24 protein-coding genes are annotated in these 23,482 nt (G+C 37.4%); 6 read left to right on the top strand and 18 right to left on the bottom strand.

Features of this window, described 5'->3' with window-relative positions; translation table 11 throughout:
* Positions 1-2 precede the first annotated feature (2 nt).
* Positions 3-368 carry a DoxX family protein gene (locus LK994_RS13570; RefSeq protein ID WP_229760636.1) on the bottom strand — a complete coding sequence of 122 codons (366 nt, stop codon included), beginning with the start codon at positions 366-368 and terminating at the stop codon, positions 3-5.
* Between the two features lie 10 nt (positions 369-378).
* The gene (locus tag LK994_RS13565; RefSeq protein ID WP_229760635.1) at positions 379-807 is read right to left on the bottom strand and encodes an SRPBCC family protein; all 429 of its coding nucleotides are present in this window, start codon (positions 805-807) and stop codon (positions 379-381) included.
* A 127-nt stretch (positions 808-934) separates the two neighbouring features.
* On the opposite strand from LK994_RS13565, the gene LK994_RS13560 reads away from it, so the two are divergent.
* Positions 935-1,912, top strand: coding sequence for a GlxA family transcriptional regulator (locus LK994_RS13560; RefSeq protein WP_229760634.1), 978 nt, complete (start codon positions 935-937; stop codon positions 1,910-1,912).
* A gap of 72 nt (positions 1,913-1,984) precedes the next feature.
* Here LK994_RS13560 and LK994_RS13555 read toward each other — a convergent pair whose 3' ends face one another.
* The 3 genes from LK994_RS13555 to LK994_RS13545 form a co-directional block, all read right to left on the bottom strand.
* Complete coding sequence (locus tag LK994_RS13555; protein WP_229760633.1) at positions 1,985-3,184, bottom strand: NAD(P)/FAD-dependent oxidoreductase; 1,200 nt, start codon at positions 3,182-3,184, stop codon at positions 1,985-1,987.
* Between the two features lie 208 nt (positions 3,185-3,392).
* Positions 3,393-3,839 carry a DUF1572 family protein gene (locus LK994_RS13550; protein ID WP_229760632.1) on the bottom strand — a complete coding sequence of 149 codons (447 nt, stop codon included), beginning with the start codon at positions 3,837-3,839 and terminating at the stop codon, positions 3,393-3,395.
* A gap of 40 nt (positions 3,840-3,879) precedes the next feature.
* Entirely contained in the window at positions 3,880-4,347 is a 468-nt protein-coding gene (locus tag LK994_RS13545; RefSeq protein ID WP_229760631.1) for a DUF1572 domain-containing protein, read from the bottom strand.
* Between the two features lie 332 nt (positions 4,348-4,679).
* Here LK994_RS13545 and LK994_RS13540 point away from each other — a divergent pair, with 332 nt between their 5' ends.
* Complete coding sequence (locus LK994_RS13540) at positions 4,680-5,036, top strand: hypothetical protein (protein WP_229760630.1); 357 nt, start codon at positions 4,680-4,682, stop codon at positions 5,034-5,036.
* Here LK994_RS13540 and LK994_RS14615 read toward each other — a convergent pair.
* The 11 genes from LK994_RS14615 to LK994_RS13490 form a co-directional block, all read right to left on the bottom strand.
* Complete coding sequence (locus LK994_RS14615) at positions 4,979-5,272, bottom strand: tyrosine-type recombinase/integrase (RefSeq protein ID WP_394799433.1); 294 nt, start codon at positions 5,270-5,272, stop codon at positions 4,979-4,981. The genes LK994_RS13540 and LK994_RS14615 overlap by 58 nt on opposite strands.
* A gap of 135 nt (positions 5,273-5,407) precedes the next feature.
* On the bottom strand, positions 5,408-5,902 hold the full coding sequence (locus LK994_RS13535; RefSeq protein ID WP_229760629.1) for a hypothetical protein: 495 nt from the start codon (positions 5,900-5,902) through the stop codon (positions 5,408-5,410).
* Positions 5,903-5,919: 17 nt separating this feature from the next.
* The gene (locus LK994_RS13530) at positions 5,920-6,123 is read right to left on the bottom strand and encodes a hypothetical protein (RefSeq protein ID WP_229760628.1); all 204 of its coding nucleotides are present in this window, start codon (positions 6,121-6,123) and stop codon (positions 5,920-5,922) included.
* A 242-nt stretch (positions 6,124-6,365) separates the two neighbouring features.
* Positions 6,366-7,025, bottom strand: a complete 660-nt coding sequence (locus LK994_RS13525) for a hypothetical protein (protein ID WP_229760627.1) — start codon at positions 7,023-7,025, stop codon at positions 6,366-6,368.
* 145 nt (positions 7,026-7,170) lie between these two features.
* On the bottom strand, positions 7,171-10,125 hold the full coding sequence (locus LK994_RS13520) for an RHS repeat domain-containing protein (protein WP_229760626.1): 2,955 nt from the start codon (positions 10,123-10,125) through the stop codon (positions 7,171-7,173).
* 207 nt (positions 10,126-10,332) lie between these two features.
* Entirely contained in the window at positions 10,333-12,918 is a 2,586-nt protein-coding gene (locus LK994_RS13515; protein ID WP_229760625.1) for a phosphoenolpyruvate carboxylase, read from the bottom strand.
* A gap of 273 nt (positions 12,919-13,191) precedes the next feature.
* On the bottom strand, positions 13,192-13,707 hold the full coding sequence (locus tag LK994_RS13510) for a hypothetical protein (RefSeq protein ID WP_229760624.1): 516 nt from the start codon (positions 13,705-13,707) through the stop codon (positions 13,192-13,194).
* A gap of 139 nt (positions 13,708-13,846) precedes the next feature.
* Positions 13,847-14,215: a hypothetical protein gene (locus LK994_RS13505; protein ID WP_229760623.1), complete on the bottom strand. Its 369-nt coding sequence runs from the start codon at positions 14,213-14,215 to the stop codon at positions 13,847-13,849.
* A 150-nt stretch (positions 14,216-14,365) separates the two neighbouring features.
* The gene (locus tag LK994_RS13500) at positions 14,366-16,372 is read right to left on the bottom strand and encodes a PQQ-binding-like beta-propeller repeat protein (protein ID WP_229760622.1); all 2,007 of its coding nucleotides are present in this window, start codon (positions 16,370-16,372) and stop codon (positions 14,366-14,368) included.
* Positions 16,373-16,453: 81 nt separating this feature from the next.
* Positions 16,454-17,227: a carboxypeptidase regulatory-like domain-containing protein gene (locus LK994_RS13495; RefSeq protein WP_229760621.1), complete on the bottom strand. Its 774-nt coding sequence runs from the start codon at positions 17,225-17,227 to the stop codon at positions 16,454-16,456.
* Positions 17,228-17,389: 162 nt separating this feature from the next.
* A complete protein-coding gene (locus LK994_RS13490) occupies positions 17,390-18,604 on the bottom strand; it encodes a T9SS type A sorting domain-containing protein (RefSeq protein WP_229760620.1) in 1,215 nt (404 codons plus the stop codon).
* 257 nt (positions 18,605-18,861) lie between these two features.
* On the opposite strand from LK994_RS13490, the gene LK994_RS13485 reads away from it, so the two are divergent.
* The 3 genes from LK994_RS13485 to LK994_RS13475 all read left to right on the top strand — a co-directional run bounded on the left by LK994_RS13485 (position 18,862) and on the right by LK994_RS13475 (position 21,274).
* Positions 18,862-19,371 carry an ester cyclase gene (locus LK994_RS13485; RefSeq protein ID WP_229760619.1) on the top strand — a complete coding sequence of 170 codons (510 nt, stop codon included), beginning with the start codon at positions 18,862-18,864 and terminating at the stop codon, positions 19,369-19,371.
* A gap of 165 nt (positions 19,372-19,536) precedes the next feature.
* Positions 19,537-20,325 carry a phage tail protein gene (locus LK994_RS13480; RefSeq protein ID WP_229760618.1) on the top strand — a complete coding sequence of 263 codons (789 nt, stop codon included), beginning with the start codon at positions 19,537-19,539 and terminating at the stop codon, positions 20,323-20,325.
* Between the two features lie 196 nt (positions 20,326-20,521).
* Positions 20,522-21,274: a hypothetical protein gene (locus LK994_RS13475; RefSeq protein ID WP_229760617.1), complete on the top strand. Its 753-nt coding sequence runs from the start codon at positions 20,522-20,524 to the stop codon at positions 21,272-21,274.
* Between the two features lie 111 nt (positions 21,275-21,385).
* Here LK994_RS13475 and LK994_RS13470 read toward each other — a convergent pair whose 3' ends face one another.
* Positions 21,386-22,009 carry a carbonic anhydrase family protein gene (locus tag LK994_RS13470; protein WP_229760616.1) on the bottom strand — a complete coding sequence of 208 codons (624 nt, stop codon included), beginning with the start codon at positions 22,007-22,009 and terminating at the stop codon, positions 21,386-21,388.
* Between the two features lie 18 nt (positions 22,010-22,027).
* On the bottom strand, positions 22,028-22,615 hold the full coding sequence (locus tag LK994_RS13465; RefSeq protein WP_229760615.1) for a bestrophin family protein: 588 nt from the start codon (positions 22,613-22,615) through the stop codon (positions 22,028-22,030).
* A gap of 149 nt (positions 22,616-22,764) precedes the next feature.
* On the opposite strand from LK994_RS13465, the gene LK994_RS13460 reads away from it, so the two are divergent.
* Positions 22,765-23,436 (top strand): TetR/AcrR family transcriptional regulator, encoded by a 672-nt coding sequence (locus LK994_RS13460; protein ID WP_229760614.1) that lies wholly within the window; start codon positions 22,765-22,767, stop codon positions 23,434-23,436.
* Positions 23,437-23,482 lie beyond the last annotated feature (46 nt).

Raw genomic sequence — 23,482 nt, 5'->3', positions numbered from 1 at the left:
TTTTAGTTGTTATACACTTTGTTATTATAGATGTAAGAAATTATCCCTAATGCAAATGGAAGCAGCATAAAAGATATTTGCGGAGATACGCCATATATTGCGATCACAGAATAAGTAGCACCTATCAAGTCAAAGAACAAACCTGCATAAGCCCATTCTTTTATTTTAGGAAACCCGGGAATTAAGATGGCTATACAACCCAGTATTTTTGCCACACCGATAAAACGGGTGAAATAATCAAGGTAGCCAAGGGTTTTCATAAACGCAACTGCCTCGGGAGTTAACCGTACATCGGGAATGGCAGTAAATGCCATGAATGCGGCAAACAGAATAGTGAAGACCCAGTAAATTATTTTTGTCTTTTTCATATAAAGAAGATTAGTTGTTTTCTACATATTTTTTAAAATTGTTCATTATCGATTGCCAGCCTTGTTTCTGCATGTCGATAGGGTTGGTTTGTTCTGCTTCAAAAGTTTCGGTCACGATGGTTTTGTGGTGAGATACGGTAAACACGATGACTACTTTTCTGTTATCGCCTAATGTATAGGCAATCTCTTCATTCGGTACTACTTTGGTGTATACACCGCCAAAGTCGAAACCAAAGCTGCCATCTTTGGCTTCCATACGGGAAGAAAATGTGCCACCAACCCGTAAGTCGTTTTCAGCTTTGGTGGTATGCCAGTCTTCGGAGGCATTGTTCCATTTTACAATATGTTCCGGGCTGGTAAAAAGTTGCCATACTTTTTCTACAGGAGCATCTATACTTGCTTCAACTGTGATCTTGGTTAAAGCGGTTAATGTTTTCATTGTTTATGTTTTGAAGGTTAAGCTTGGTTTAGTATTGCAAACATACGATGACTTATAATATAACAAAATGTGCAAAAACGACAATTGATGGGTGTTTTGCGACAATAAAAAATTCTATATTTATGGAATGAAAAATGTATCAATTCTTGTGCCCGAAACGGCTATCATTGAAGCAGTGGCTGATCCGCTGTATATGTTTAAAGCAGTGAATCAATTTTTAGAAGCTTCGGGTAAAAAACCATTGTTCAATATCAAGCTGGTGGGATTGACCAAAGAGGTTAAACTACACAACAGTTTATTTACAGTGCATATCGATCAGTTATTGAATGAGGTAAAAAAGACCGACCTGATATTTGTTCCGGCCATCAGTGGAGATATTGCCACCGCATTGGCGTTGAATAAAAAAGCTGTTCCGTGGATCGTTAGCCAGCATAAGAAAGGAGCAGAGGTGGCATCGCTTTGTATCGGTGCTTTCTTGCTGGCATCTACGGGTTTATTGAATGGTAAAAAATGTTCCACTCATTGGAATGCAGCGAATGAATTCAGAGCCATGTTTCCGGAAGTGGAATTAGTAGATGGAAGTGTGATCACAGAAGAACAGGGTATCTACTCAAGCGGGGGAGCCAACTCTTACTGGAGTTTATTATTGCACCTGGTAGAAAAATATACGGATAGAGAAACGGCTATCCTTGCGTCGAAATATTTTGCAGTGGATATTGACAGGAACAGCCAGGCGGCTTTTGCCATGTTTCAGGGACAGAAAGAACATACTGATGATGCCATCAAACAGGCACAGGAATACATTGAAAAAAATATTGAAGACAGGATAGCTGTAGATGAATTGGCCGAAAGGGTAGCATTGGGCAGAAGAAGTTTTGAAAGAAGATTTAAACAGGCTACTAATAATTCGGTGCTGGAATATATTCAGCGGGTGAAAATAGAATCGGCCAAACGCAGTTTTGAGAACAGCCGCAAAAATATCAATGAAGTGATGTACAACGTAGGATATACTGATACCAAAGCTTTCAGAACGGTATTTAAAAAAGTAACAGGCCTTACGCCGGTTGAGTACCGAAATAAATATAATAAGATGGTGATGGAGTGAGAGCTGTAATAAATAAAAAAGCTGCCGGTGTAATGAAACACCGGCAGCTACACTACACAACTATAAAGATCATCAGGGAAGATTAGAATATCCGTTCCTCATTTTCCACAAAAAATATTTCTCTAATAATACTTTAGTGAAATCATACAATACGTTGGGCAACATCAAAGCAAAACTTCTTGGCTTAAATAATCTGTTAGACAATATCAACACTTCTTTTTTGCCGGCATCCATCACACATAAGCCTGCTATATCTCCCCATTTTTTTGATTTCAATTCATTGTTGCCATTGGCAATGCGTACAATATTTTCTGCAACGATCTTGCCAGTTTCATCGCTGGGATAACCCGTTTTAGGAACAGCATACGGTACTTTTTCAGGAGTGAAAGGAGCGGTAACATTTACTGTTAATCCTGCGGCCCAAACATTTTTATATTTCTTGTGCTGGTATGTTCCATCTACATCCAAAAAGCCATTGGTCATCGCTTCTAATTTAGGAGAATCTTTTATAAAATCTACTCCGATGAACGGCGGCATCAACATCACAAATTTTGTTTCAATGGTTTCGCCATTGGTAAGTCTGATGCTATGGTCTGTTACTTCTTCCACACCAACCTGTGTACGGTAATGAATGTTGAACATTTTCATAAAAGCTTTCAGCATACTTTCTCCGCCGGGCATTCCGTCTATTCCAAAATGTCCCAGGTAGTCTTCAGGAGTAACCCAATACAGATCTACTTTGTTCCTGATCTTTTGTTCCCTTAACCATTTTTCTATGTTGAATAAAAATTCATACGCAGCACCCATACAACCGGCGCTTTGTGTGGCACCAATTACAATAGGGCCGGGTTGTTGTTTGAATGCTTCCAGCTTTTCTCTTGTCTTCATTGCACCAACAGGTGTGCCGATATAACAGCAATGTTCTCTTACACCGGGAGCAATATCAAAGTTCACTTTAGGGCCGGTGGCAATGATCAACTGATCATAATTGAAATTGCCTTTTTCTGTATATAGTATCTGATCATCGGGATCAACTTTTAATGCAGTGGTGCAAACAAATTTTACTCCTTTTTTTTCCAGCACACTTCTTCTGGGAATACTGATCTCACTTACCTCTCTTCTTTTGAGCGGCACCCATATCAATGAGGGAACATACAAAAAGTCTTCGCTTCTGTCGATAACTGTTACTGTTGCCCTGTTTTTTAATTTTCTTTTTAATTCGAGGGCTGCAGTGAATCCTGCGAAATTGCCCCCAACCACTAAAATTTCCATACTGTTATTATTTATATAGTTGACTGATTGTTGTGATCTGTATGGTAAAATTATCGCAGCCAAAATAGGGGTGTTGTAACTTTAGTTACATTAGAGGGATACATGATGAAAGTCATGTAAATGGGAGAGAGAAGCCTGTATGGTTTGTTGGAGCAGTTTCGTATAATCGTTTGAGTAACTTGTTGCCTGGCCGTTGTTGTGGTGGGTTTTACTCCTCTATCAGTCGCCTGTGATAATTGACTTGTCCAAGATGATAAGCCAAATGAGTGGACAGATGAACCAATAAATATTCGGTTGTTGTCTTTTCTGCAAACACCAAAATAGGGTACTCGCTATTTAGATCCTCGCTTGTTAGGGTAGCAAGCGATTTTTTAACCACACTGATGGTGTCATTTAATTTTTCGATCAGCTCTTGTCTTGCAATATTTTTTTGAGAAAATTCAAGTTCTCGGTTTCTGACATAAGTAGTTTTTCCGATCTCTTTTCCGATATAAGTATTTAGGTTTCCGATTAGATGCAGTGCTAAATTCCCTGCCGAATTTGAAATGTTTTTTTCTGTCCGCCATATATTTTCTTCCTTTTTATAAAGGTTGATCTCAGCGATCAGTTTGTTCAGATCTCTTTCAAAAAGAGATAGTAAGGTCTGTATGAGCATGGTGTTTTGTTTATTTTGATGCAGATCTATTGTAGGTTTTTTATTGCTGGATCATCTTTCTTAGTAAAGCCACTTGCCCTAAATGATAATAACTGTGTTCAATAACCCCTTCTATGTTTCTTAAATAAGTGCCGTATTTTTTGTCTTCAAATGGTTGGTCTAACATGGTTTCATCCATTTGCTCCACCTTATTGGCAAACAACTCGGCATTGTGTAAAAAATCGTTGACCAATGTATGCCAATCTTTTTCAGATCTGATTGGCGGAAGGTCAAAACTGTATTTGTCTCTGATCTCAAGAGCCCCTCCGTTAAACACGTTTAGCAGACCGGCCAGGTAATAGTTTATATGATAGGTTAATAAAGCGATGGTATTAAGTGTATCAACTTTTTGAATAGCCTGTTGCCAGCTCACACTTAATATTTGTTCTTTAAAATTTGTATTGGCGATCCATTTACCGTTTAAAAGAACTTCCCTGATCCGGTTTGCGATAACTGAATTTCTTGTCATTGTATCTGTGTGTTTAAATATGCAGATTTACCTTAAATATAGGTAAAGTTTAAAAAATTGCGAAGCGGTTTACTTATAACAATGGGGGAAACGCATTGGCTATAGCGGGATATATGCAGCACAAATAAGTGGCCTTGGTAAGGGGAGGATAAGAATATCTATTATTAAAAACTAAGCAATACGTAGCAGAAATCGATTCTGTCAGAGCAGAAATCGATTTTGTCGGAGCAGAAATCAATACTGTCAGAGTGGAAATCGATTTTGTCTGAGGAGAAATCGATTTTGTCAGAGCAGAAATCGATTTTGTCGGAGCAGAAATCGATACTGTCAGAGTGGAAATCGATTCTGTCAGAGCGGAAATCAATAACTCCAAGACGGAAATCGACAACTGCAAGAGAGAAATCAACATTGTCGGAGCAGAAATCGATTCTGTCAGTGTAGAAATCGATTTTGTCGGAGCGGAAATCAATAACTCCAAGACGGAAATCGACAACTGCAAGAGAGAAATCAACAACTTCACTAAAGAAATCGATTTTGTCAGAGTAGAAATCAACAATCTCTTGCTGGCACAGATATGCCAGCGCTACTTATCCATGCTGCATATCTGTGACAGCGAGGAAAAACATTTATATCAAATGTTGTTGGTCAGGCGACCAACAACGGCGGAAGCCTCTTTAAAAATTATTTGAGCAGATCTGGTATTATAATGTTCACCTGCAAACTGCCCCTCAAATAACCAATTTTTGGGTTTATATGCTACAAAGTATTCTCTTAAAATCTCTAAAACTGCTTTGCTGAGCGTCGCCACTCTGTCTTTTTTGCCTTTTGCATTACTAATAGTGATCTGCATTCTATCGCTATTTATGTCCGTGATTTTTAAGGAGACTACTTCACTTACTCTTAGGCCGGCACTATAGGCTGTCATCAATATAGCTTTATGTTTAAGGTTTTCGATTTTTAAAAGACCGGCAATTATTTTTTCTTCGCTTATTACTTTAGGTAAGATGACCCTTTTTTTCCTTCTAAGGTGTCCACTTCGTCTTTACTACAGCTAGCTGGGCTATTTTTTTTCAATAAACAAACTCCAATTATTGGCTAGTGGAATACTTTTGCATCCTTCAGTCTCAAGAGCAGTTTTATACTCATTGCAGTAACTATAATAATAGTAATAAGTATAATTATCAATAGATGAATTTAATAATTCAAATATAACTAGATCAAATTTTTTGTTAATTCCACATCCCCCATTTTCAAAATTTATTGCTACAACTCCTTCCATTTTCATCCAGCTAGATATCATAGAATCACAAATTCTATAATCATTATGTATTCTTTTTTTAGATTCATTGCATAATAAAAAGGAAATTCGATTATTTTTTTGCAATTCTGAGGTATCAGAAAAATACTTTAAAATTATTTCATCCTGCATTTTTTGAAATGCTGGTTTATCTGCTTTAAATTTTTCAATTAAAACATGCTCGTAATTTTTATTTTTACAACTACTGAGTGTGATAGCAGTAAAAGCACATGCAAGAAAAATGATACTACATTTCATATAAAAAATTGATGCGGTTAATAGGGGGTGGTTGGAATAGTAGGTTGTACCCCTTCTCTTTCCCTAAACTCCTTAAGATATCCTAATGTATTCGACGGTCGGTAAATCCCTGTTTCATTATCCTTATGAAAATCAGAGTAATCCTCACAATATCGATTTGAAACATCTTCGTAATACTTTTCTTCTTCTGACGACAACACAAAGTTGGAGCCCTTATTCATACCCGCTTGAATCGCCTTTTTTTCATTAGGTTCGTCGTGTCTAAATTGTATATTGGATCCAGCTTCTGCTAGAGATTTAGGATCTAAAATAACTCCATTATAACTAAGTGATAGTGCCCATAAATAATTCCCGGCTTCATTTGTATTGTATAGGGTACCGTAAAACGTCCTCGGCTATGCTACTTGGGCTCGGTGAGAGACGTTGCGGGGAAGAGAAACTAAATCACTATTATGAAACCCTCTCATTGTGGATAGTAATTAAATTTTATCACAGCTTCTATTTTCGCAATTCCATTAAACTGTTTAAAAACTGTTTTTTTTAGTAAATTATTTTTGCCATAAAAATATTCATTTGATGCATAAAGAATCTTTTTTCCAGTTTTTTCATCCGACCTATAGTAATTTAGTCTAGTGATTTTTTTTTCTTTTTTTATTTTCTTGTAACTAAATTCATACATATCAGAAAAGATTTCTTCCCCCAAATATTTTATTATACTATTATATGAGATATCCTTGTGTTTTTTGCCATAACGAGTAATTCTCTTTATGTTATTCTTGTCATCAAATAAACTTGTTATATAACGACACTCCACATCAAGATTTTTGCTTTGTTTAAGAATAAAAAAATTTATTTCTGGATAAAACAAAGTCCTTTCTATAAAACTATCTGTATAATATTTATAAGATGTGTCAAATATTTTAATAATACGACCAGAACTATCAATAACATTTATTTTTTTACCATTAAAAACAGATGTGTCAAAATATATCCCATCTAACAAATTATCCAGCTTATTTTTTGCTGTATCATTTATATCATAAACCCCATCCCTATCAGATATAAAATTTAAGGTATCAGTAAATGGATTATTCGGTTTTTGATAGAAGAAATTTGATATCATATTTATCCTACCGATAAATTTCTTTTCGAACAAATTAAATTGATAGGTATACGTTGGGGTGAATGCCCCTCTAACAATTCTTTGTTGTGAGTATAATGCCCCCGAAGCGAATACCAATATTATAATAAATAAACAAACTTTCATATTAGCGTTGGATTGTATTTAATTGATCTTTTTCCCATTGTAAATTTGAGTAAAAATCTGACCCCAAAATGTTGCCGGATTTTGTATGAATTATATAATTGTTTAATCTAGCTGGTAATTCAGATTGTTGGTCACTCGGAACAGCAAGTAATGTTGTTCCATTTAGCCCCTTCATTGAAAAAGCACTGGTAGATGAAAAAGCTATTCTGTTGGTTTGTGCTATCAATAAACTACTTGTTGCTTTTAAAGCTCTCTGCCTAAGAGCCTTCATATATCCCGAATTATAGGTAAAATCATAGGTATATACAAAAGATACTTTCCCTAAAGTACCCAGAGATTCTTCCGTTCTGCCAGTGCTTTGCAGATTATACACAATTCCCCATTGCATGGAAGTGATTTGGTTACCTAAATTACTCATCATATTTGCCATTCCATTATGATTATCATCATGCCCAGAAGGCAAGATTCCCATTGGAACTGTAATATTAGCCCTCTGCTTTTCAACAAATTGTTCTCCTTTTGCTCCATTAGCTCTACCATATAATTCGTAATACCTATCCATCAATCCTGCAGTATGCAACCATTCATGTGTAGAAACATTAGCATTGTCACTCATATCTGACAGACTAATATACATACTACTTCCGGCCATACTTGAATGTGAAGTTCCCGTGGCTCCAAACGTAACGTTTATAACTGTGGCTAAAGGATCACTCGTATTCAATGATACATTATTCCCATTATATGTATGTCCCCCTTGGTTAATTTGTTGATTTAAATTAGCTAAAAAACTATTTTGCATGTTTAGGAATGTAGGGTCGGTACTACTTCCATCTCCAATTGTCCCATCATTGGTAAACCTAAATTGTTGCCCTAACTGACCATTACCAGCATTGCGTGGTGTATCTAAAGCTATGTCAGAGTAAATAATAGGGTTATTTGAATACATGGTATAAGGTGAAACTGAAACATCTGGTTTAGGATCTAGGTTCCATCTTCTCATCAATCTACTATCATATTCTCCAAACTCTGCCGTAGTAGTATTCACCACAATCTCATCACTCCTCATTTGCCCATTAATACTATAAGGATATTTCGCTTTATCTGTTGCACTTGCATTACTAACAGCACCGGGCAACTGCTGCATGTATCCGTTCAGCGTAAAATCATCCAGCCTGAATACATTGGTTGAGCCATGATTTCCTCCACTCAGGGTTAATACTGCTTTTACTGTCCCACTAAAAGTTGCCGGACCAGATAAGTTAACTGTATTTAATGCAAAGCTCCCTGTAATATTACCATTGCCAACATTTACATTATTAACAGATAGCTGCCATTGCTGATAACCGGAACTGCCTCCATTACGACAATAAAAACTAAAACTGCTTACATTAATTGTATACCCACTGCTCAGGTTAAATGTAAGTGTAATAGTACTTTCAGTTGGTGTAGCAGTAGGGAGCGATAATGATTTACCTGTTACTCCATCATAATTACCAAAGCTTGGTTGAGAGGTAGTCCAGCTACTATTATTCAAATGGCTGTCAATAGTATTTGGCGCTGCTACATAAGGCTTACTACCAATTGGAGTTCCTTCAAAACTATGCTTGTATAGTATTATTGGCGCTGTAGCACTACCGCCGTTAGTAACAGGCTGTATTTGCTCGTTCTGTGGTACCGGGTAGATCCTTCCCGGCATCTGCATACCGCCGGGATAGTAATCAGTGGCCGTTACCACATCCGGCACAAACAAACCTATCGTGTTGCTATATCCGTTACCACTGCTGTTGGTAATGGTTTTGTATATCTTTTTATCTGATACAGTTGCCATTACATTCCCAACCTGGTTGGTTAAATTATATTGTTTATTTCCTCTTGTAACATAAAATACCTCCGAAGTGCCGATACCAATATCCTGCCATCCGGTGCTGTTAGACCATTTTTTTCTTACATCGGTCATTGCCTTTTCCATCAGATCCAGTAAAGGTATCGTCATATCGGGTATTAAGGTATAAGATATTTTTTGCTGCAACAATTTTATGTGCTCCTGTGCCGGCCTTACCAGCTTGCTGCTCATATCTGCGGCTGCTGTTTTTCTTTTATTGGTAGCCGCCTGCTTTTGCAAAAACGTACAGGTGTATGCTAATTGCCATTGCAGCCAGCTGCGGTATATGGCAAACAGGTCAGCTTTTTCAGGATCTATTTCATGCAATCTTGTTGGTTTTATTTTAAAGCTGTCTGCAACGATATTTTTTTTATCATAAATATAAACAGTGGCTGTTGTCATATTTAAAACAGCTTTCGAGAGTATTGAATTGTTATTGATATATCCCACATATTGAACAGCATTACCGTTGTTTTCCCGCTGCAGTTTTAATTTGGACTGCTCATAGTTTTTCAGGCTATCTTTTTTTTCATAGATATTTACCGGCTGATAGAGTATTGTGTTCATTAAGATGCACTGCTGCCAGATCGATCTTTCATAATTATCAAGCAGGGATAGTTTGTCTGATGAACCGGGAGCTGATAGCAGGGGTGTATAATTTATAAAAGAATTTTCGGGCAGGTATTTTTTCAGGTCGTTGGCATGAATGGTTACAAGTGTCCTCATTGCATGTATCTCCTCCAGGCAATCCATCGTAAACAGCCGGGAGAAATAATCAAATACATCTACATTTTTGAGGGCAATTTGTTCCGCCAGTTTGGGGCCAACAGCAATGGAATCGAATATCTTTCCGAAAGTGGTGACATAATATAGTTGCTGTTTTTGGGTATCAAATATTGCAAGTGGGATGTAATGATCATCATCCGTAGCGTGATGAAGTGCAAGGAATCCGGGAGTGTACTGATCTGCTGCTTTAATGACGGGATGTTGCCAGGGTGAATAATTTTGAGAGAGAACCGTTTGCGTAAAAAATAAGATCAGCATGAACAGGTAGTGTTGGATAAATCTCATTGCTAGCGGATTTTTTCCATAGATGAAAAAATCCAAATAAAGGTTGCATACTGGTATGCAATGATTTTTTTCTGTAGCGATTCCGTTGCTCAATAATGATATATCGCACAAGAGTGCGACGCCACTGAAGCTTAATAGCAGTACCACAGCCCGTCACATAAAAAAGTCAGGTACAAAGTACCTGACTTGCTATCATAAAAAATTTGTTTACGCAGAATTTCTTCCGGCATTAATGATACCAAACGAAGAACGCATTACCAGCTTTTCGTAAGTGGGTTTCAGCGGTGAGTTGGATATCAGTTTATCATCCAGCTCCCTGATATTATTAATGGCGTATTGTTGAATGGTCAATATCGGTAATACAATTCTTTCTCTCATAGCGATCGATAAATTGTCTACAGGAAAATCTCCCATCAATTCATATTTGCCCGAAAGTTTTAACACGTATTGCTGCGTTAATAAATACTCATTGTAAATGGTGGTCCATATTTCACCGTACTTAGGGTCATCTGCAAGGTATGCCGTTAACGGAAAGAAACTTTTCTTCATCGCCATCTCACAGTTATCCATCAATGTTTTAAAGAACAAAGAGTTTTTGTATAGTTTCTTTAATTCGTTGAATTTACCTTTTTTCTCCATTGCCTGCAGGGCAGTACCCACACCAAAATAACCCGTTACATTTTGCTTTAACTGTGCCCATGCACCTACATAAGGAATAGCACGAAGATCTTTCAGTGTAAGTTTTGCAGAAGCCGTACGTTTTGCAGGACGGCTGCCGATATTGGTTTCGCTGTAAAATTTCAGCGGACTTACCTGCGATAAATAATCTGCAAAATAAGGATGGCTCTTCAGCGAAATATATTTAGCAAAACTTTCATCTGCCAGTTGTTGTAACAATGCTTCGTCTTTTTGCTCTAACGTAACGTGTCGGTTATTGAAAAGATCGTTAGAGATACCGGCATGCAATAATTTTTCCAGGTTAAATTGTGCGGCATCAATTGTTCCGAAGTTAGAACTGATCGTTTGTCCCTGTACCGTTAGTTGAATTTCTTTGTTGGCAATGTTATTACCCATTGATGCATAGAAATTATGTGTTTTACCACCGCCTCTTGATGGTGGGCCACCACGACCGTCGAAGAACACTACATCAATATCATATTCTCTGGAAACAGCTGTCAGTTGTTCTTTTGCTTTATAGATACCCCAGTTGGCCATAAAGTAGCCACCATCTTTGGTTCCATCGCTAAAGCCCAACATGATGGTCTGGCGGCTATTTCTTTGTTTTAAATGTTTGGCATATACTTTATTGGAGTATAATGTCTTCATTACTTCAGCAGCATAATGCAGATCTTCCACTGTTTCAAACAAAGGAATGATATCTACACTTAATGATTTTTTATCCCAGCCGCTTAATAAGAACAGCCCGTATACTTCCAGTACATTCAGTGCACTGTTGCACTGGCTGATGATATACCTGTTGCAACCCAGTTCGCCATTGGCTTCCTGTATCTTTTTAATAGCACGGATGCTATCCATAGTATCTTCCTGTACGTTATTGGTAAAATGAATATCTTCTGTAACAGGGTTTTTGATGGCGGTAAGTACATCCATCTTTTTCTCTATAGACAGCGAAGCATAATCTTTTGGCAATGCTTCAGACTTTTCAGCGATGGCTTCCAGTACGGTGTTGTGTACGGAACTTTCCTGGCGAATGTCTAAGGAGGCAAAATGCAATCCGAAAACATTTACTTTATTGATCAGGTGATCTATCAGGTGTAGGAACAAGCCATTGGTTTCATAAATAATGGTCTCTCTTACCTTGGTCAGTTTATCAATGATATATTGTTTGGTAAGATCCGTCCGTTGTCCCGGAATGAAAATGTTTTTATAAAATTCATTTTCCAGGTCGGTCAGTAATGCTTCCACTCCTCTGAAAGTTAATCTGCGTTTTAAACGACGAACTTCGAGGTAATAACATTTGATGATACCGCCTCTCAATGCATCAGCCACTTTTAAAGTGATATCAGCATTTACAAAAGGGTTACCATCTCTGTCGCCACCGGGCCAAAAGCCCATGTTGATGATAGGGTTGTTATTATCAATCGACTGCGGAAACTGACTCTTTAAGAAAGAAATTATTTTCCCGGCAGCAGAATAAAATACATTTTCTAAAAACCATATCAGGCTGATGGCCTCATCGTATGGGGTAGGTTTTTGTTTTTTAAAGAAAGGTGTTTTGCCCAATTGTTGCAGATACATATTTACCTGCAGGGTATCATTGTCTTTCAGCGCTTTTGCCAGGTCGTTGATGATACCTAAAACAGAATCGGGATAAAACTGGGTAGGGTGGGCCGTTAGTACCAGCCTTACCGCAAAGTCTTTTAATTTAGCAGTTAATTCTTCTTCTTTACCGTGTTGAATGATTTCGCTTTCAAGATGTTTTAAAGTACCCACACCGCTGGTGTCATTAACATCTTTATAGGCAGCATCTTCCAATGCATCAAACAATACTATCTGCCTTTCTGTAAATTGTATGAAACGAAATAACAGGTCGAGCCTGTCTTTCGGGTCTGTATAAGTGGTGTGTTTTGTAAAGAAATCGTCGATGATCTCTGTAGGGCTTTTTTTGTTTTTATACCCTTCTTCGCACATATTTAGCAGCAAAGAGAGTAGTATCCCCGTTTTTTCAATACGATGGAACGGGAGAGAAGTAAATAAACTGTTATACAGCTGGAATTTAATGCCCACGGCATTTTTAAACTGCTGCAAACCCCTTGATGACTCAATACTCATATTAATAAAAATTAAAATAAATGCAATTGGCGTGGCAGCAACTTGTATTTGGCGTGAAATTACTTTAAAAATTTCAAAATATTTGTACAGACTACAACTTATTTGCCAAAGCGGGAGGCAGGGGGGCATTTATTGAACACAAGCTGTACCTCAGTATCAACATTGGTCCCGCTTTTCGCTGCTACTCCGGCACAGGGCTATGCTGCAATGCCCTCACCGGGGTATTCGCTTCAATCGGGTGTAGTGGCCCGACAATTGGATCTTTGAGCAACATTAAGGGATAAATTCTTGGTGGTTTACGATCAGCTCACAATTGGGAAAGCGTTGTGCAATAGTTGTTAGATCACTGTGATGTTTTTCAGGCTCATCTATGCTTACCAGTAACATCCGTAAATTATGGTTAACGCTTAATTGCATCAGTCCGTTAATACTTACAGAAGTGCCACCCAAATGCAGCAGCTCAAGCCCTTTGATATTGTTAAGATGAGGAAAAGCAGCGTCATCAATTTCTCTGCAACCCTTCAATCGCAACTCTTTAATGCAATCGAGTTGGGAGAGGAGTTGAACGCTGTAATTGGTAATATCAGTTTCGTCAAGATCAAGCATATTGATGGATCGTATATGCTGTACCATCATTTCTATCTGTTCATCTTCTACATGATCCCAGATACGGAAATTCACCCGCTCTATATGGGAAGGAATTGTCTCTAAGTTTTTGGGAACATTAAAAAAAGCAAAGCTGCTCCAGAATTGCTCTTCTTTTAATTTTTGTTTTTTCTTGTTACGCAAGGTGTAATGGGTTTGCGTATTAAAGATAGGTAGGATATTGTATTGGAAGACTGTGTTGCCTCTTATTTTATGGCTAAGTATATAAAGAAGTCCTGAGTTTGCGGCTCAGGACTTCTTTATTCTTTATACGAACGATCCGTTAAAACTTGGCAGTGATATATTCTACCAGTTTTTCATCGCTCATTTTATTGGAAGTAGATTCTTCCGTTTTTGCGTTTTTGAATTGAGGAGTATCTGCCAGGTAATGCATGAATTGTTCTTGCGCTACCCCGGTACCCGTTAAGTGTATATGGGTGGCATTTACCAAATGCGTTGTTATTTCTTTAAAGAATTTTGCCTGCACAGTTCTTTCATGATTGTTGGCATTCTTTTCACTTGAATTTTGGGAAACATTTTCCCCAGTTACATGTGCAAGTACCAGGAAAGTGGCCTCTTCTGCATTATCACTACCTACTACTACTGCCTGGTGGTTATCCATCCAAACGCCGAATTGTTTTTGATTGCTCATAATCTTATTTTAATTACTACTATCGAACCAATAACCGTACCGCAAGTTGAAAGTGATGAATAGTTGATATGGCCATCAAGTAAAAGCCGCCGGCATTTTCGCCGGCGGCTGTAAGTATAAAAAAATAAAGGTTGTTTATTGGTTAGACTTTTAAAATTTAAATCCTTCAATAGTATTATTATCGGAGTGATAATACACTACTTTTCCCAGGTCATCAATGGTATAATCAGGACTCGTTTTATCTCCCAACAACATATCTGCTTTGCGTTTTCCTGTTACTTTATCTACAATGGTTATACCTGCATCCTTGGCCTGGTTGCTGTTGCCAAAGTTGGTCAGCATCGCAATAAAACCATTGGCTTGTTTAGTAGCATTAAAGCGTTTGCCAATACTTTGAAAACTTGCTATCGCAGATGACATGCCCGCTGATGCCAATTGATTGCTGTTTTTAATATCCCTGTCGAGTTGCGGATCTGTACTTCCGTAATATCCTTTAGCATAACTCAGTTGTGCACTGTTTGCAGCGCCGGCTGCACCAACAGCTAAACTGGCTGCACCACCAAGCCCGGATAATAATTTACCTGTTAATGTACGGCCCGGTGCCACTACATAAGTATGATAGATCAACTTGCCTGATTTATCATACAGACTTGCATTTTGATTAGAGGCAACAAATACACCTTCCGGCAATAGTTGTATTGAATTCGGGTCTTCATCTTTATTGAAGCCTAATCCTTTTACCCAATCTTCCATATCTCCGGTATTGAAATTCACTTTGTAGATCATATCATTGGCGCATACATATCCCACACCACCATTGTCATTATAGCCTACACACTTTTTTACAGTAAATCCTTTTTTCCATGTTTTATCGCCGCTTTCCAGGTCCAAAATATTTATCTGATCGGTAGTTCTGTAATACAGTCCTTGTGGGGTTACCTGCAGGTCCTGAATTTCTCCTTTAATGTTCAATGGTTTTTTAGTTACTGATTTACCGGCATCCAGATCTGCAATACTGATAAAATTATCTCCATCATCTTTTTGTGTAGCTAATACCAATTTATTGCCTGTTAATTTATAGGCCAACACATCTCCCTTCAGGTCGATATCACTATTCCATTTTTCGGCTCCGGTAGCAGGATCAATTAAATATAATGATGCCCTGTTTTTATTGGCAGCATTCTTTGCTTTGATTTTTCCTAATAAACCACCGCCGCCTTTGTTGGCCTTGTCAATATCTTCTTGTCTTTTTTCGGCAGTTGCTAACAACATGCCTCTTGTGTCATGTAAAATATAGGCAACCGGAGAAGGCAATTCAAATCTTTTCCATATTTCTTTACCTGTAGCTACGTCAAATTTGGTGAGTACATCCTGGTTCCAGAAATAAAATGAATTATCGTCTTTATGCTGAAAAAAATCAGCAGAGGTCATTGTCTGCATTTCATTGGCTTCTTCCATATTCCCGCTAAATGCATTACCCATTGCTTTAAAGCCACTAAACATGCCACCTTTTTTCTTCTTGGGTGCCAGCACCGGCAGATCGCTTTTCATATCGATGTTGTACATTTCTTCGCCACTCAATTTATTCAGCTTGTAAATTCTTTTATTGGTAGCGATCAATATGGCATCATTCAATTCTCCGGCTTCTGAAACAATTTGCTCAGAATTTTTTTCGAATATTTTTTTCTGCTCCCATACTTTTTTCCCTGTTGTCAGGTCCACCAGCATCAGCATTAAGCCTTGTTTGGATGCTCCGTAAAAAAGTAAATTATTGCTTCTCGGTAAATACAATCTTTTACTGACTGATACCAATCCTTCATCTGCCGTACTTATCACCGTTTTACCCGTTACCACATCCACTACTTTATTGGTTCCTTTAGTAGTACCTTGTTTTACTACCACTATGTAGGGAGTATTCTCAATAAAATCCAGGTTAGATTCTTTAATGTTTTCGATATCATCTGCTTTCCAAACATCTTGCCCCTCCGGCGAAATTCCATACAGCGCATCTTTTGTTGCTACCAGCAACACGCCTGCATCAGAAATTTTATACCAATTTATTTTAGAGGGGAAATCTTTTTTCCAGTCTGCATTTTTTTGTGCTATCAGCATTGCGCTAACTGATTGTAAGATCAGTAAAAAAAATAGTTTCTTCATTTGTGAGGTTTTAGCCACAAATGTTTCAAATTATTTTATCTGTTGCAATACCCTCATGTGGGTATTTTGTAATAGCAGATTTTACTCGGCTATTACATCTACACTATTTGTATTGATCTTATCAATTACTTCATTTGTTTTTATCCTCTCTGCAGCAATACCATTTTGTTCAATAAGGTAATTTTTAATAGCATTCAATTGATTATTTGCAGATCGTTGCAGTGATTTGTTTTCGCCAATGTGCAGGGTGAGGCGTATGTTGCCTGTTGGACATTCTTTTAGTGAATTTGCAATAGCGTCAAGTTGCTTTTTTGTAGCTTCTGATAGATCGCTGCTATTGTTTTTAAAGTTTACGGTAAATGTTGTAAAAGGGACACCTTCGCACAGTTTTATTTTATTACAGCATATGGAGGGTTTGTAAAGTGTAATATCATAAGTCGTATTTACCATAGACGGGTGATAACTTCTTACAGCAGTTACTACACCTTCGGCACTAACAAATATATTTTGTGAGGCAACCTTTTCCTTTTTTAATGTAAAAGAGAATGCACCGGAATTATCGGTAAGTAACTCTTCTCCATACTCTGCTCTTACTTTAGCATTTGCAAGGGGAGCTCCTGTTTCATCCTTTACAAACCCGTTGATAGTGACCTCTTCGGGCATTTCAATTTTTGGTGCTTTCACAACGATAGGGTAATATTCTTCCTGCAAGTTGATATAGCCTTGTGCTGTTGCGGTATTCAAACCTGCAACAGCAGTCATGATAACGATCGCATGTTTGCAATACTTACGGAATGAAAATTTGGTGTTTTGTTCGTACCATATAGATAGAACAAATGTGTTTATCTTTTTCATGTTAAATTAAATGCAGAATGAAATAACTCAAACTAAGCCATTCCTTCCAACAGTATATTTAACTGCGGTACTAACGAATAAGGTTGGGGGATAATCAAAATAAAAAAAGATGCTGAGTGTATATACTCAGCATCTTTTTTACTTAACTGTTAGTTGCGTAAACTATAATTTGCTAAAACGTGTGATATTGATATCGTTGACATTTACAAGCTTTAATATATATCCGCCGGCAGGTAAATTGTTTACAGTCAGCTGAACTTTATTATAGCCGGATACTACCGGTATTTGCTTAGTAGATAATAATCTTCCTGTGTGATCAAATATCAGTGCGGTTGTTACTCCCTGTTCATTCGCATTTAATTCGAGCGTTAAATTACCGGAAGTAATTTGCGGATAAATTTTTACTAATGAGCTGCCCGAGAAGTTGACCTTAACGATAGGAGAATAGGTGAATTTGCCATCGGCATCAATTGTTTTTAATCTGTAAAAATTATTACCCGTGGTAATATTTTTATCTGAAAAAGAATATTCTTTACTTACATCAGAAGTGCCTGCTGCATTCATTGTACTGATGTTTTTAAAATTGGTTCCGTCGGCAGACCATTCCACTTCAAATTGTTTGGCATTTATTTCATTGGCAGTTTTCCAGGTAACGGTAACATCTTTACCTTTTTGAATAGCGTTGAAAGAAATTAGTTTTACGGGGGTTACAATTATAGAACAGCCATTATTTACATACTGCGTATTTCCTGATGCATCCCATGCTAATGAATTCCCATCTGCTTCGGGTGTATTTCCAGGGTTGGCCCATAGATCACCATCATAACTTCTGATGCCGGAGGTGCAGGTATTTCCATTGTATTCAAGCTGTAAATATCTTAATGTTGTAGCAGCGTTTGCCAACGTGCCATTATTCGACCATTTACTGTCACTTGCTGCTGTGATGTCTATATATACTACATACAGATCACCGTTCTTACATAATGCGGACATGTCATATTGCTGATCGAAATTATAAGGGATGAATACTACGCTGCTGCTTGCAGGAATAACTGTTGACGGAGAAGTGACTTCATGCAAAGTGCATCCGTTTTGAATTACAATTGTGCCTGTTCCAGTTTTTGCTGCGGCATGAGTGCCGGCTAAAATTCCCGTGGGTGAGTTAGTAGCAGGAGGAGTGTTGGAACCATAGCTGAATTTATATAAAGAGATTGCTCCCGAAGCACCTGTTGTAAAATAAATAAATTCATTATTTCCCTCCGCTGTGCCACCGGAAGGAGCGCATGAATTGACCATAGCGCCATTAATGACAGGACATTGGGCTACTAATATTTGTGAGATACAAAATGATAAAATAAGAGAGTAAATTTTTGACATACTTAATTTCTTTAAAAATTTTTATGAATAATTTGACTGCCCGGGCAGGTGAATTATTTTTCCATGTGGCAGGAATTCGTATGCAGTTAAATCATAGAAGAGTAGGATACTGCAAAATACATAAAAATTTGTAAGTAGAACTTTCTCTGTTTAGTGTTACCGGGAATCTATCACATTTTTTCTTATTGAAGGATCAAATCGCTTGCATAGGTAAAAAAAATGTATTACCTTTTTCCTACACTAAAAAGTATTCTGTTATGAAAAAGCTATTTTTTCTTTCTTTACTTATTACAATCATTGGTGCATCCTGCAAAAATGAAGGAGGTATGTCGGCCACGGCAAAGAAAAACATGGAAGTGAATGAAGCGATCATGAAAGCTTACGAGGCAGGCGATTTTGGTAAAATGGGAGATTATATTGCAGTTGATGCTGTTGATCATGGAGGTGAGCATGGCGATGTAAAAGGACTTGACAGCATAGTTTCAGAAATGAAAAGATACCATGCACAAATGCCCGACATGAAAACTAAGATGTCTAAAAGTCTTGCTGATGATGAATATGTTTTTACCTGGTCTACAATTACAGGTTCCTCGATGGGCAAGCCCACTTCCATGTCTTCTGTTGATGTATCCAAATTTAAAGATGGTAAGGCTGTGGAGCATTGGATATTTATGGATCCAAAAGAAATGATGATGATGATGCAATCAATGCCACCAATGGCTGTTGATACAGCAAATCATGTTGTTACAGATTCTCTTAAAAAATGATCTGATTTTTTCCGTTAAGAATGTTAATAAGGTTCGACAGTGAAACGAACCTTATTTTGTTGTTGGTATAAAAGAGCGCAGGGTATGAATGTTATTTTTTTAGCTGAGATGCCAACGATCAATTATTTTTACAGTACTAAGTTTGTATCCGATAAAATAAAAATCATGAAAAATTTTACCCTGAGTTTTTTTTCGATCCTTTGCATTGCAGTTTGTTCAGCACAAAATGTAGGTATCAACCAAACAAGTCCTTTAATGCCTTTGCATGTGTCGGCAAATGATAGTGCTGTGCTGCTACTACAAAACAAACAGGCTTTCAATACAAACATAAGCACCTCTTTATATTTTAGCACCGGTGCAAATTATACAGGAGCTATAAGAACGATTGGGCAAAATACTACAGATGCAAGGCTGGGCTTATTTACGTTTGCAACCGGATTGGTAAGTAACCTGAAAGAAAGATTGAGCATATTAGACAACGGAAATGTAGGTATAGGGTTGATCAATCCTTCTGTAAAACTGGAAGTGGCGGGCACCACCAAAACAACCGATCTTATTATTACCGGTAGCGGTTTACAATACGATGTTGCTAAAAAAGGAGCAGGAGGTAATATTGTTTTTGAAAAAGGCCACAAAGGTTTGGGGCTTAATTACATTATTTCCCTGTATGGTATCTTTCCTTCTTCCGGTAGTGGGAGTCCCTCTTATACTCAACAGATAGTTGGAGAGGTTAGACTTTTTGCAGGGACCTATGCACCTGCAGGATGGGCATTTTGTAATGGCCAATTATTGTCGATTGCAAGCAATGAAGCCCTGTTCAATTTAGTAGGAACCACCTATGGTGGAGACGGAATTTCTACATTTGCCCTTCCTGATCTGAGGGGAGCAGTACCTGTTGGCCCGGGCACACCTTCAAACGGAGCTTCCTGGACACAGGGTGAAATCTCAAACTGATTTTTTAAGAAAATGGAATAGGTTGATCCTCCTCTCTAAGATAGGAGATGTTAGTGATTTCCGTCGCCTTGTTTTATAGCATACCCTATAATTTTAGTTTCCCGATTCGAACAAATAAGTTGTGGCTGTAACATATGCCCAAAATATTATTAGATATGCCCAAAAAAGAGTATTTTTTGTGCCTAAACTTATTGTTATGAATACTATTGAAATGCGTCTTCAAAAATTGGAGGCCTCCAATCGGCGTTATAAAATGATCGTAGTTTTAATGATAGCCTCGTTTGCTACAATTTTTATGGCATTTAAAAAACCTGCATCAGTTCCGGATGTATTACAGGCTAAGCGATTAGAAGTAGTGGATAGTTATGGAAATGTATTGGTTAAAATGACACAGGATGAAGGCAAAGGAATTATTAAGACATACAATACCGAAGGAAAAAAACTGGTGAATATTACCTACACTACCAAAAATGAAGGTTACCTGGCATTAGAAGATGGCACCGGGCAAGAGATGATGCGATTAACAAGTTCTAATGATGGGGGCGGAGGGTATATAGGCGTATACAATACTTCCGGTAAAAGAACATTGACCCTATGTAATGAATCGGACGGTGGTAGTATTTATGTAAATAATAAAGAAGGCAATGGCCGCGTTAACATGCAATGTAATGCCAGCTCGGGTGGATATTTGGCTCTTTATAACTATTTGGGCTATACCTCTGTTAAACTTACACAAACCAGCAGTGGAAATGGAGATGTGTATGTCAATAATTCTTCGGGTAGCGAAAGGCTCAGACTGTCAGTGAGTGGTTCAGCAGGAAATATGCAGGTAAAGAACAATAGCAATACAATGGTAGCAGAGATCGGTGCTACTTCCGGAGAGAACGGTGTAGTTAATACTTATAACTCCAGTGGCACTTTTGTGCAAGGAATAGGTAGCAGTTATTAAGGATACAGTTTTTTTTATTGACGCATATATGCAACTGCTTAAAGCTATGTTGCATATATGCGCTGTATAACCATATCAATCTGATCAATATTTTTGATCTGCTGAAATTGATCATGCATAAAAATTCACGGCACCGGTTTCCACATTATATAATGCTCCGATAATTTTTATCTGGCCCTGTTCTTCCAATTCAGCAATGATCGGGCTTTCTCTTCTTATCCTGTCAATTGTAAGGTGCACATTTATCTCCGTCACATTTTGTACAAAATCAGGGTTTGAGCCATCTCTGTTTTCGATGGTTGTTTTTTCTTTAACGATCGCCGGCTGAATCTTATTAAGTAATGTGGTTAAATTACCCATTTCCACATGATTGCAGGCACCCACTATGGCACCGCATTTTGTATGCCCCAGTACCACTATTATTTTTGTACCCACCACTTTAGTAGCAAATTCCATACTGCCCAGGATGTCTTCGTTTAAAATATTTCCTGCAATACGAATGCTGAAAATATCACCTAGTCCCTGATCAAAAATAAGTTCTGCAGAAGTACGGCTATCAATACAACTTAGAATAGTAGCAAAAGGGAACTGCCCTGAGGATGTTTCGTTAACCTGTTGCAACAGATTTCGGTTGGCTTTAAGATTGTTAATAAATCTTTGATTGCCTTCTTTTAATATTTGCAATGCAGTGTCTGGCGTTAAGCTGCTTTGTGTTTCTTTTGATTGTGTACGCATGGATGTTTGATTTAATTGTTATAATGAATAAAATGTTTCAGGTTGTAAAGGTTTGGGAACATCGGTTTCTCCTGATAATTGTTTGATATTTATTTCGATAGTAGTTGCTATAGTTGTTATTGCAGTATCTGTCGGACGATTGCTGAACGGGGCCTGCAAATGCGTAGCTGATTTTTCTAAAAGGAAAAATGCTGACGAGATAGCCAGCAGCAAAGGGATCTCAAAATAACTTTCAATATCTCTGATGGCAATCGACAGCGTAACCACAAAAATATAAATGAAGAAATGCAAAAAGAGTCGATATGTTACCGGAAATATGGTGGTTTTAATGCGTTCGGCCATTCCCATGGCATTGGAAAAATTAACCATTGTATTATTGATCTGTACCTGACTGAAAATATCCAGATTTTCTTTCTCTTTCAGACCAGCTATCTGCAGCGCATTCAATTTTGGCAGTGCCAGAGGTTTGTTATTATGCGAAGCGATCTTATTGATATCTGCTGAAATAAATGATTGTAATTGTAATACAAAACTTCTGCTTTCATTTACAATGCTTTCCCAAATTTTTAGGACTACCCACCATCTGTCATAAGAGTTGATCAGCATACCGGTTATAATTTTTAGTTGTACCGCAAAAGTATAAAAACTGCTTTAAACAATAGTAATACTATCTTAAATAATTGTTTAAATTCTTTTAAAGATACATTTGCTATCGTTTGTAAATAATTGCTACCTTTGTCTAAATCTATAACAATATGGACTTTCAAGTTAAGTTTGACATCAATGACAAGATCTATCTGCGAAATCCTGAAAGCAGTGAAGTGGGTAAGTTAATGGTAAAAAAAGCCATTGACTTAATTTATGAATTGGGGTTTGAGCAGTTTACATTTAAAAAACTGGCAATAGAGATCAACAGTACAGAAGCAACTATATACAGGTATTTTGAAAATAAGCACCGGTTGCTGTTGTACATACTAAACTGGTACTGGTGTTATATGGAATTTTTGGTGACATTTAAGCTGGAGAATGTTACAGACAAACGGGAAAGATTGAAGATAATTGTGCACTTATTAACGCATGAACTGGCTGAAAGTGCTAATCAATTTGATTATAATAAGAAGTTGTTAAATCAGATAGTCATTGCAGAAAGCAGTAAAGTTTATTTAGTAAAAGAAGTGGCCACAATTAATAAAGATGCTGTGTTTAAACCATATAAAGATCTGTGCGCTAAAATTGCAGAAGTTATTTCTTCTTACAATCCAAAATATAAATATCCAAGATCACTCAGTACTACATTAATAGAAACATCTCATCATCAGCAATATTTTAGTGCTAATTTACCCCGACTTACTGATGTGTCTGTAAAAAATAAATCTGAATTTGCCACCCGATTTATTGAAGATTTTTTGTTCAAGGTGTTGAGTTGATGAATTTACTTTTCTATTGGTTAGGATAGCAGGAGGGCTTTCTGCT

The sequence above is a fragment of the Ferruginibacter lapsinanis genome, assembly GCF_020783315.1.
Lineage (GTDB): Bacteria > Bacteroidota > Bacteroidia > Chitinophagales > Chitinophagaceae > Ferruginibacter > Ferruginibacter lapsinanis.
Note: the sequence above shows the minus strand (reverse complement) of the source record. Positions and strands in the feature narration are given on the sequence as shown.

What these genes read in the sequence shown, in the direction of transcription:
- LK994_RS13475 (WP_229760617.1), top strand. Translation starts at nt 20,522, where the DNA reads ATGAATACTATTGAAATGCGTCTTCAAAAATTGGAGGCCTCCAATCGG.
- LK994_RS13470 (WP_229760616.1), bottom strand. Translation starts at nt 22,009, where the DNA reads ATGCGTACACAATCAAAAGAAACACAAAGCAGCTTAACGCCAGACACT.
- LK994_RS14615 (WP_394799433.1), bottom strand. Translation starts at nt 5,272, where the DNA reads ATGACAGCCTATAGTGCCGGCCTAAGAGTAAGTGAAGTAGTCTCCTTA.
- LK994_RS13505 (WP_229760623.1), bottom strand. Translation starts at nt 14,215, where the DNA reads ATGAGCAATCAAAAACAATTCGGCGTTTGGATGGATAACCACCAGGCA.
- LK994_RS13480 (WP_229760618.1), top strand. Translation starts at nt 19,537, where the DNA reads ATGAAAAATTTTACCCTGAGTTTTTTTTCGATCCTTTGCATTGCAGTT.
- LK994_RS13530 (WP_229760628.1), bottom strand. Translation starts at nt 6,123, where the DNA reads ATGAATAAGGGCTCCAACTTTGTGTTGTCGTCAGAAGAAGAAAAGTAT.
- LK994_RS13495 (WP_229760621.1), bottom strand. Translation starts at nt 17,227, where the DNA reads ATGAAAAAGATAAACACATTTGTTCTATCTATATGGTACGAACAAAAC.
- LK994_RS13560 (WP_229760634.1), top strand. Translation starts at nt 935, where the DNA reads ATGAAAAATGTATCAATTCTTGTGCCCGAAACGGCTATCATTGAAGCA.
- LK994_RS13485 (WP_229760619.1), top strand. Translation starts at nt 18,862, where the DNA reads ATGAAAAAGCTATTTTTTCTTTCTTTACTTATTACAATCATTGGTGCA.
- LK994_RS13500 (WP_229760622.1), bottom strand. Translation starts at nt 16,372, where the DNA reads ATGAAGAAACTATTTTTTTTACTGATCTTACAATCAGTTAGCGCAATG.
- LK994_RS13465 (WP_229760615.1), bottom strand. Translation starts at nt 22,615, where the DNA reads ATGCTGATCAACTCTTATGACAGATGGTGGGTAGTCCTAAAAATTTGG.
- LK994_RS13545 (WP_229760631.1), bottom strand. Translation starts at nt 4,347, where the DNA reads ATGACAAGAAATTCAGTTATCGCAAACCGGATCAGGGAAGTTCTTTTA.
- LK994_RS13460 (WP_229760614.1), top strand. Translation starts at nt 22,765, where the DNA reads ATGGACTTTCAAGTTAAGTTTGACATCAATGACAAGATCTATCTGCGA.
- LK994_RS13490 (WP_229760620.1), bottom strand. Translation starts at nt 18,604, where the DNA reads ATGTCAAAAATTTACTCTCTTATTTTATCATTTTGTATCTCACAAATA.
- LK994_RS13550 (WP_229760632.1), bottom strand. Translation starts at nt 3,839, where the DNA reads ATGCTCATACAGACCTTACTATCTCTTTTTGAAAGAGATCTGAACAAA.
- LK994_RS13570 (WP_229760636.1), bottom strand. Translation starts at nt 368, where the DNA reads ATGAAAAAGACAAAAATAATTTACTGGGTCTTCACTATTCTGTTTGCC.
- LK994_RS13535 (WP_229760629.1), bottom strand. Translation starts at nt 5,902, where the DNA reads ATGAAATGTAGTATCATTTTTCTTGCATGTGCTTTTACTGCTATCACA.
- LK994_RS13520 (WP_229760626.1), bottom strand. Translation starts at nt 10,125, where the DNA reads ATGAGATTTATCCAACACTACCTGTTCATGCTGATCTTATTTTTTACG.
- LK994_RS13515 (WP_229760625.1), bottom strand. Translation starts at nt 12,918, where the DNA reads ATGAGTATTGAGTCATCAAGGGGTTTGCAGCAGTTTAAAAATGCCGTG.
- LK994_RS13555 (WP_229760633.1), bottom strand. Translation starts at nt 3,184, where the DNA reads ATGGAAATTTTAGTGGTTGGGGGCAATTTCGCAGGATTCACTGCAGCC.
- LK994_RS13565 (WP_229760635.1), bottom strand. Translation starts at nt 807, where the DNA reads ATGAAAACATTAACCGCTTTAACCAAGATCACAGTTGAAGCAAGTATA.
- LK994_RS13525 (WP_229760627.1), bottom strand. Translation starts at nt 7,025, where the DNA reads ATGATATCAAATTTCTTCTATCAAAAACCGAATAATCCATTTACTGAT.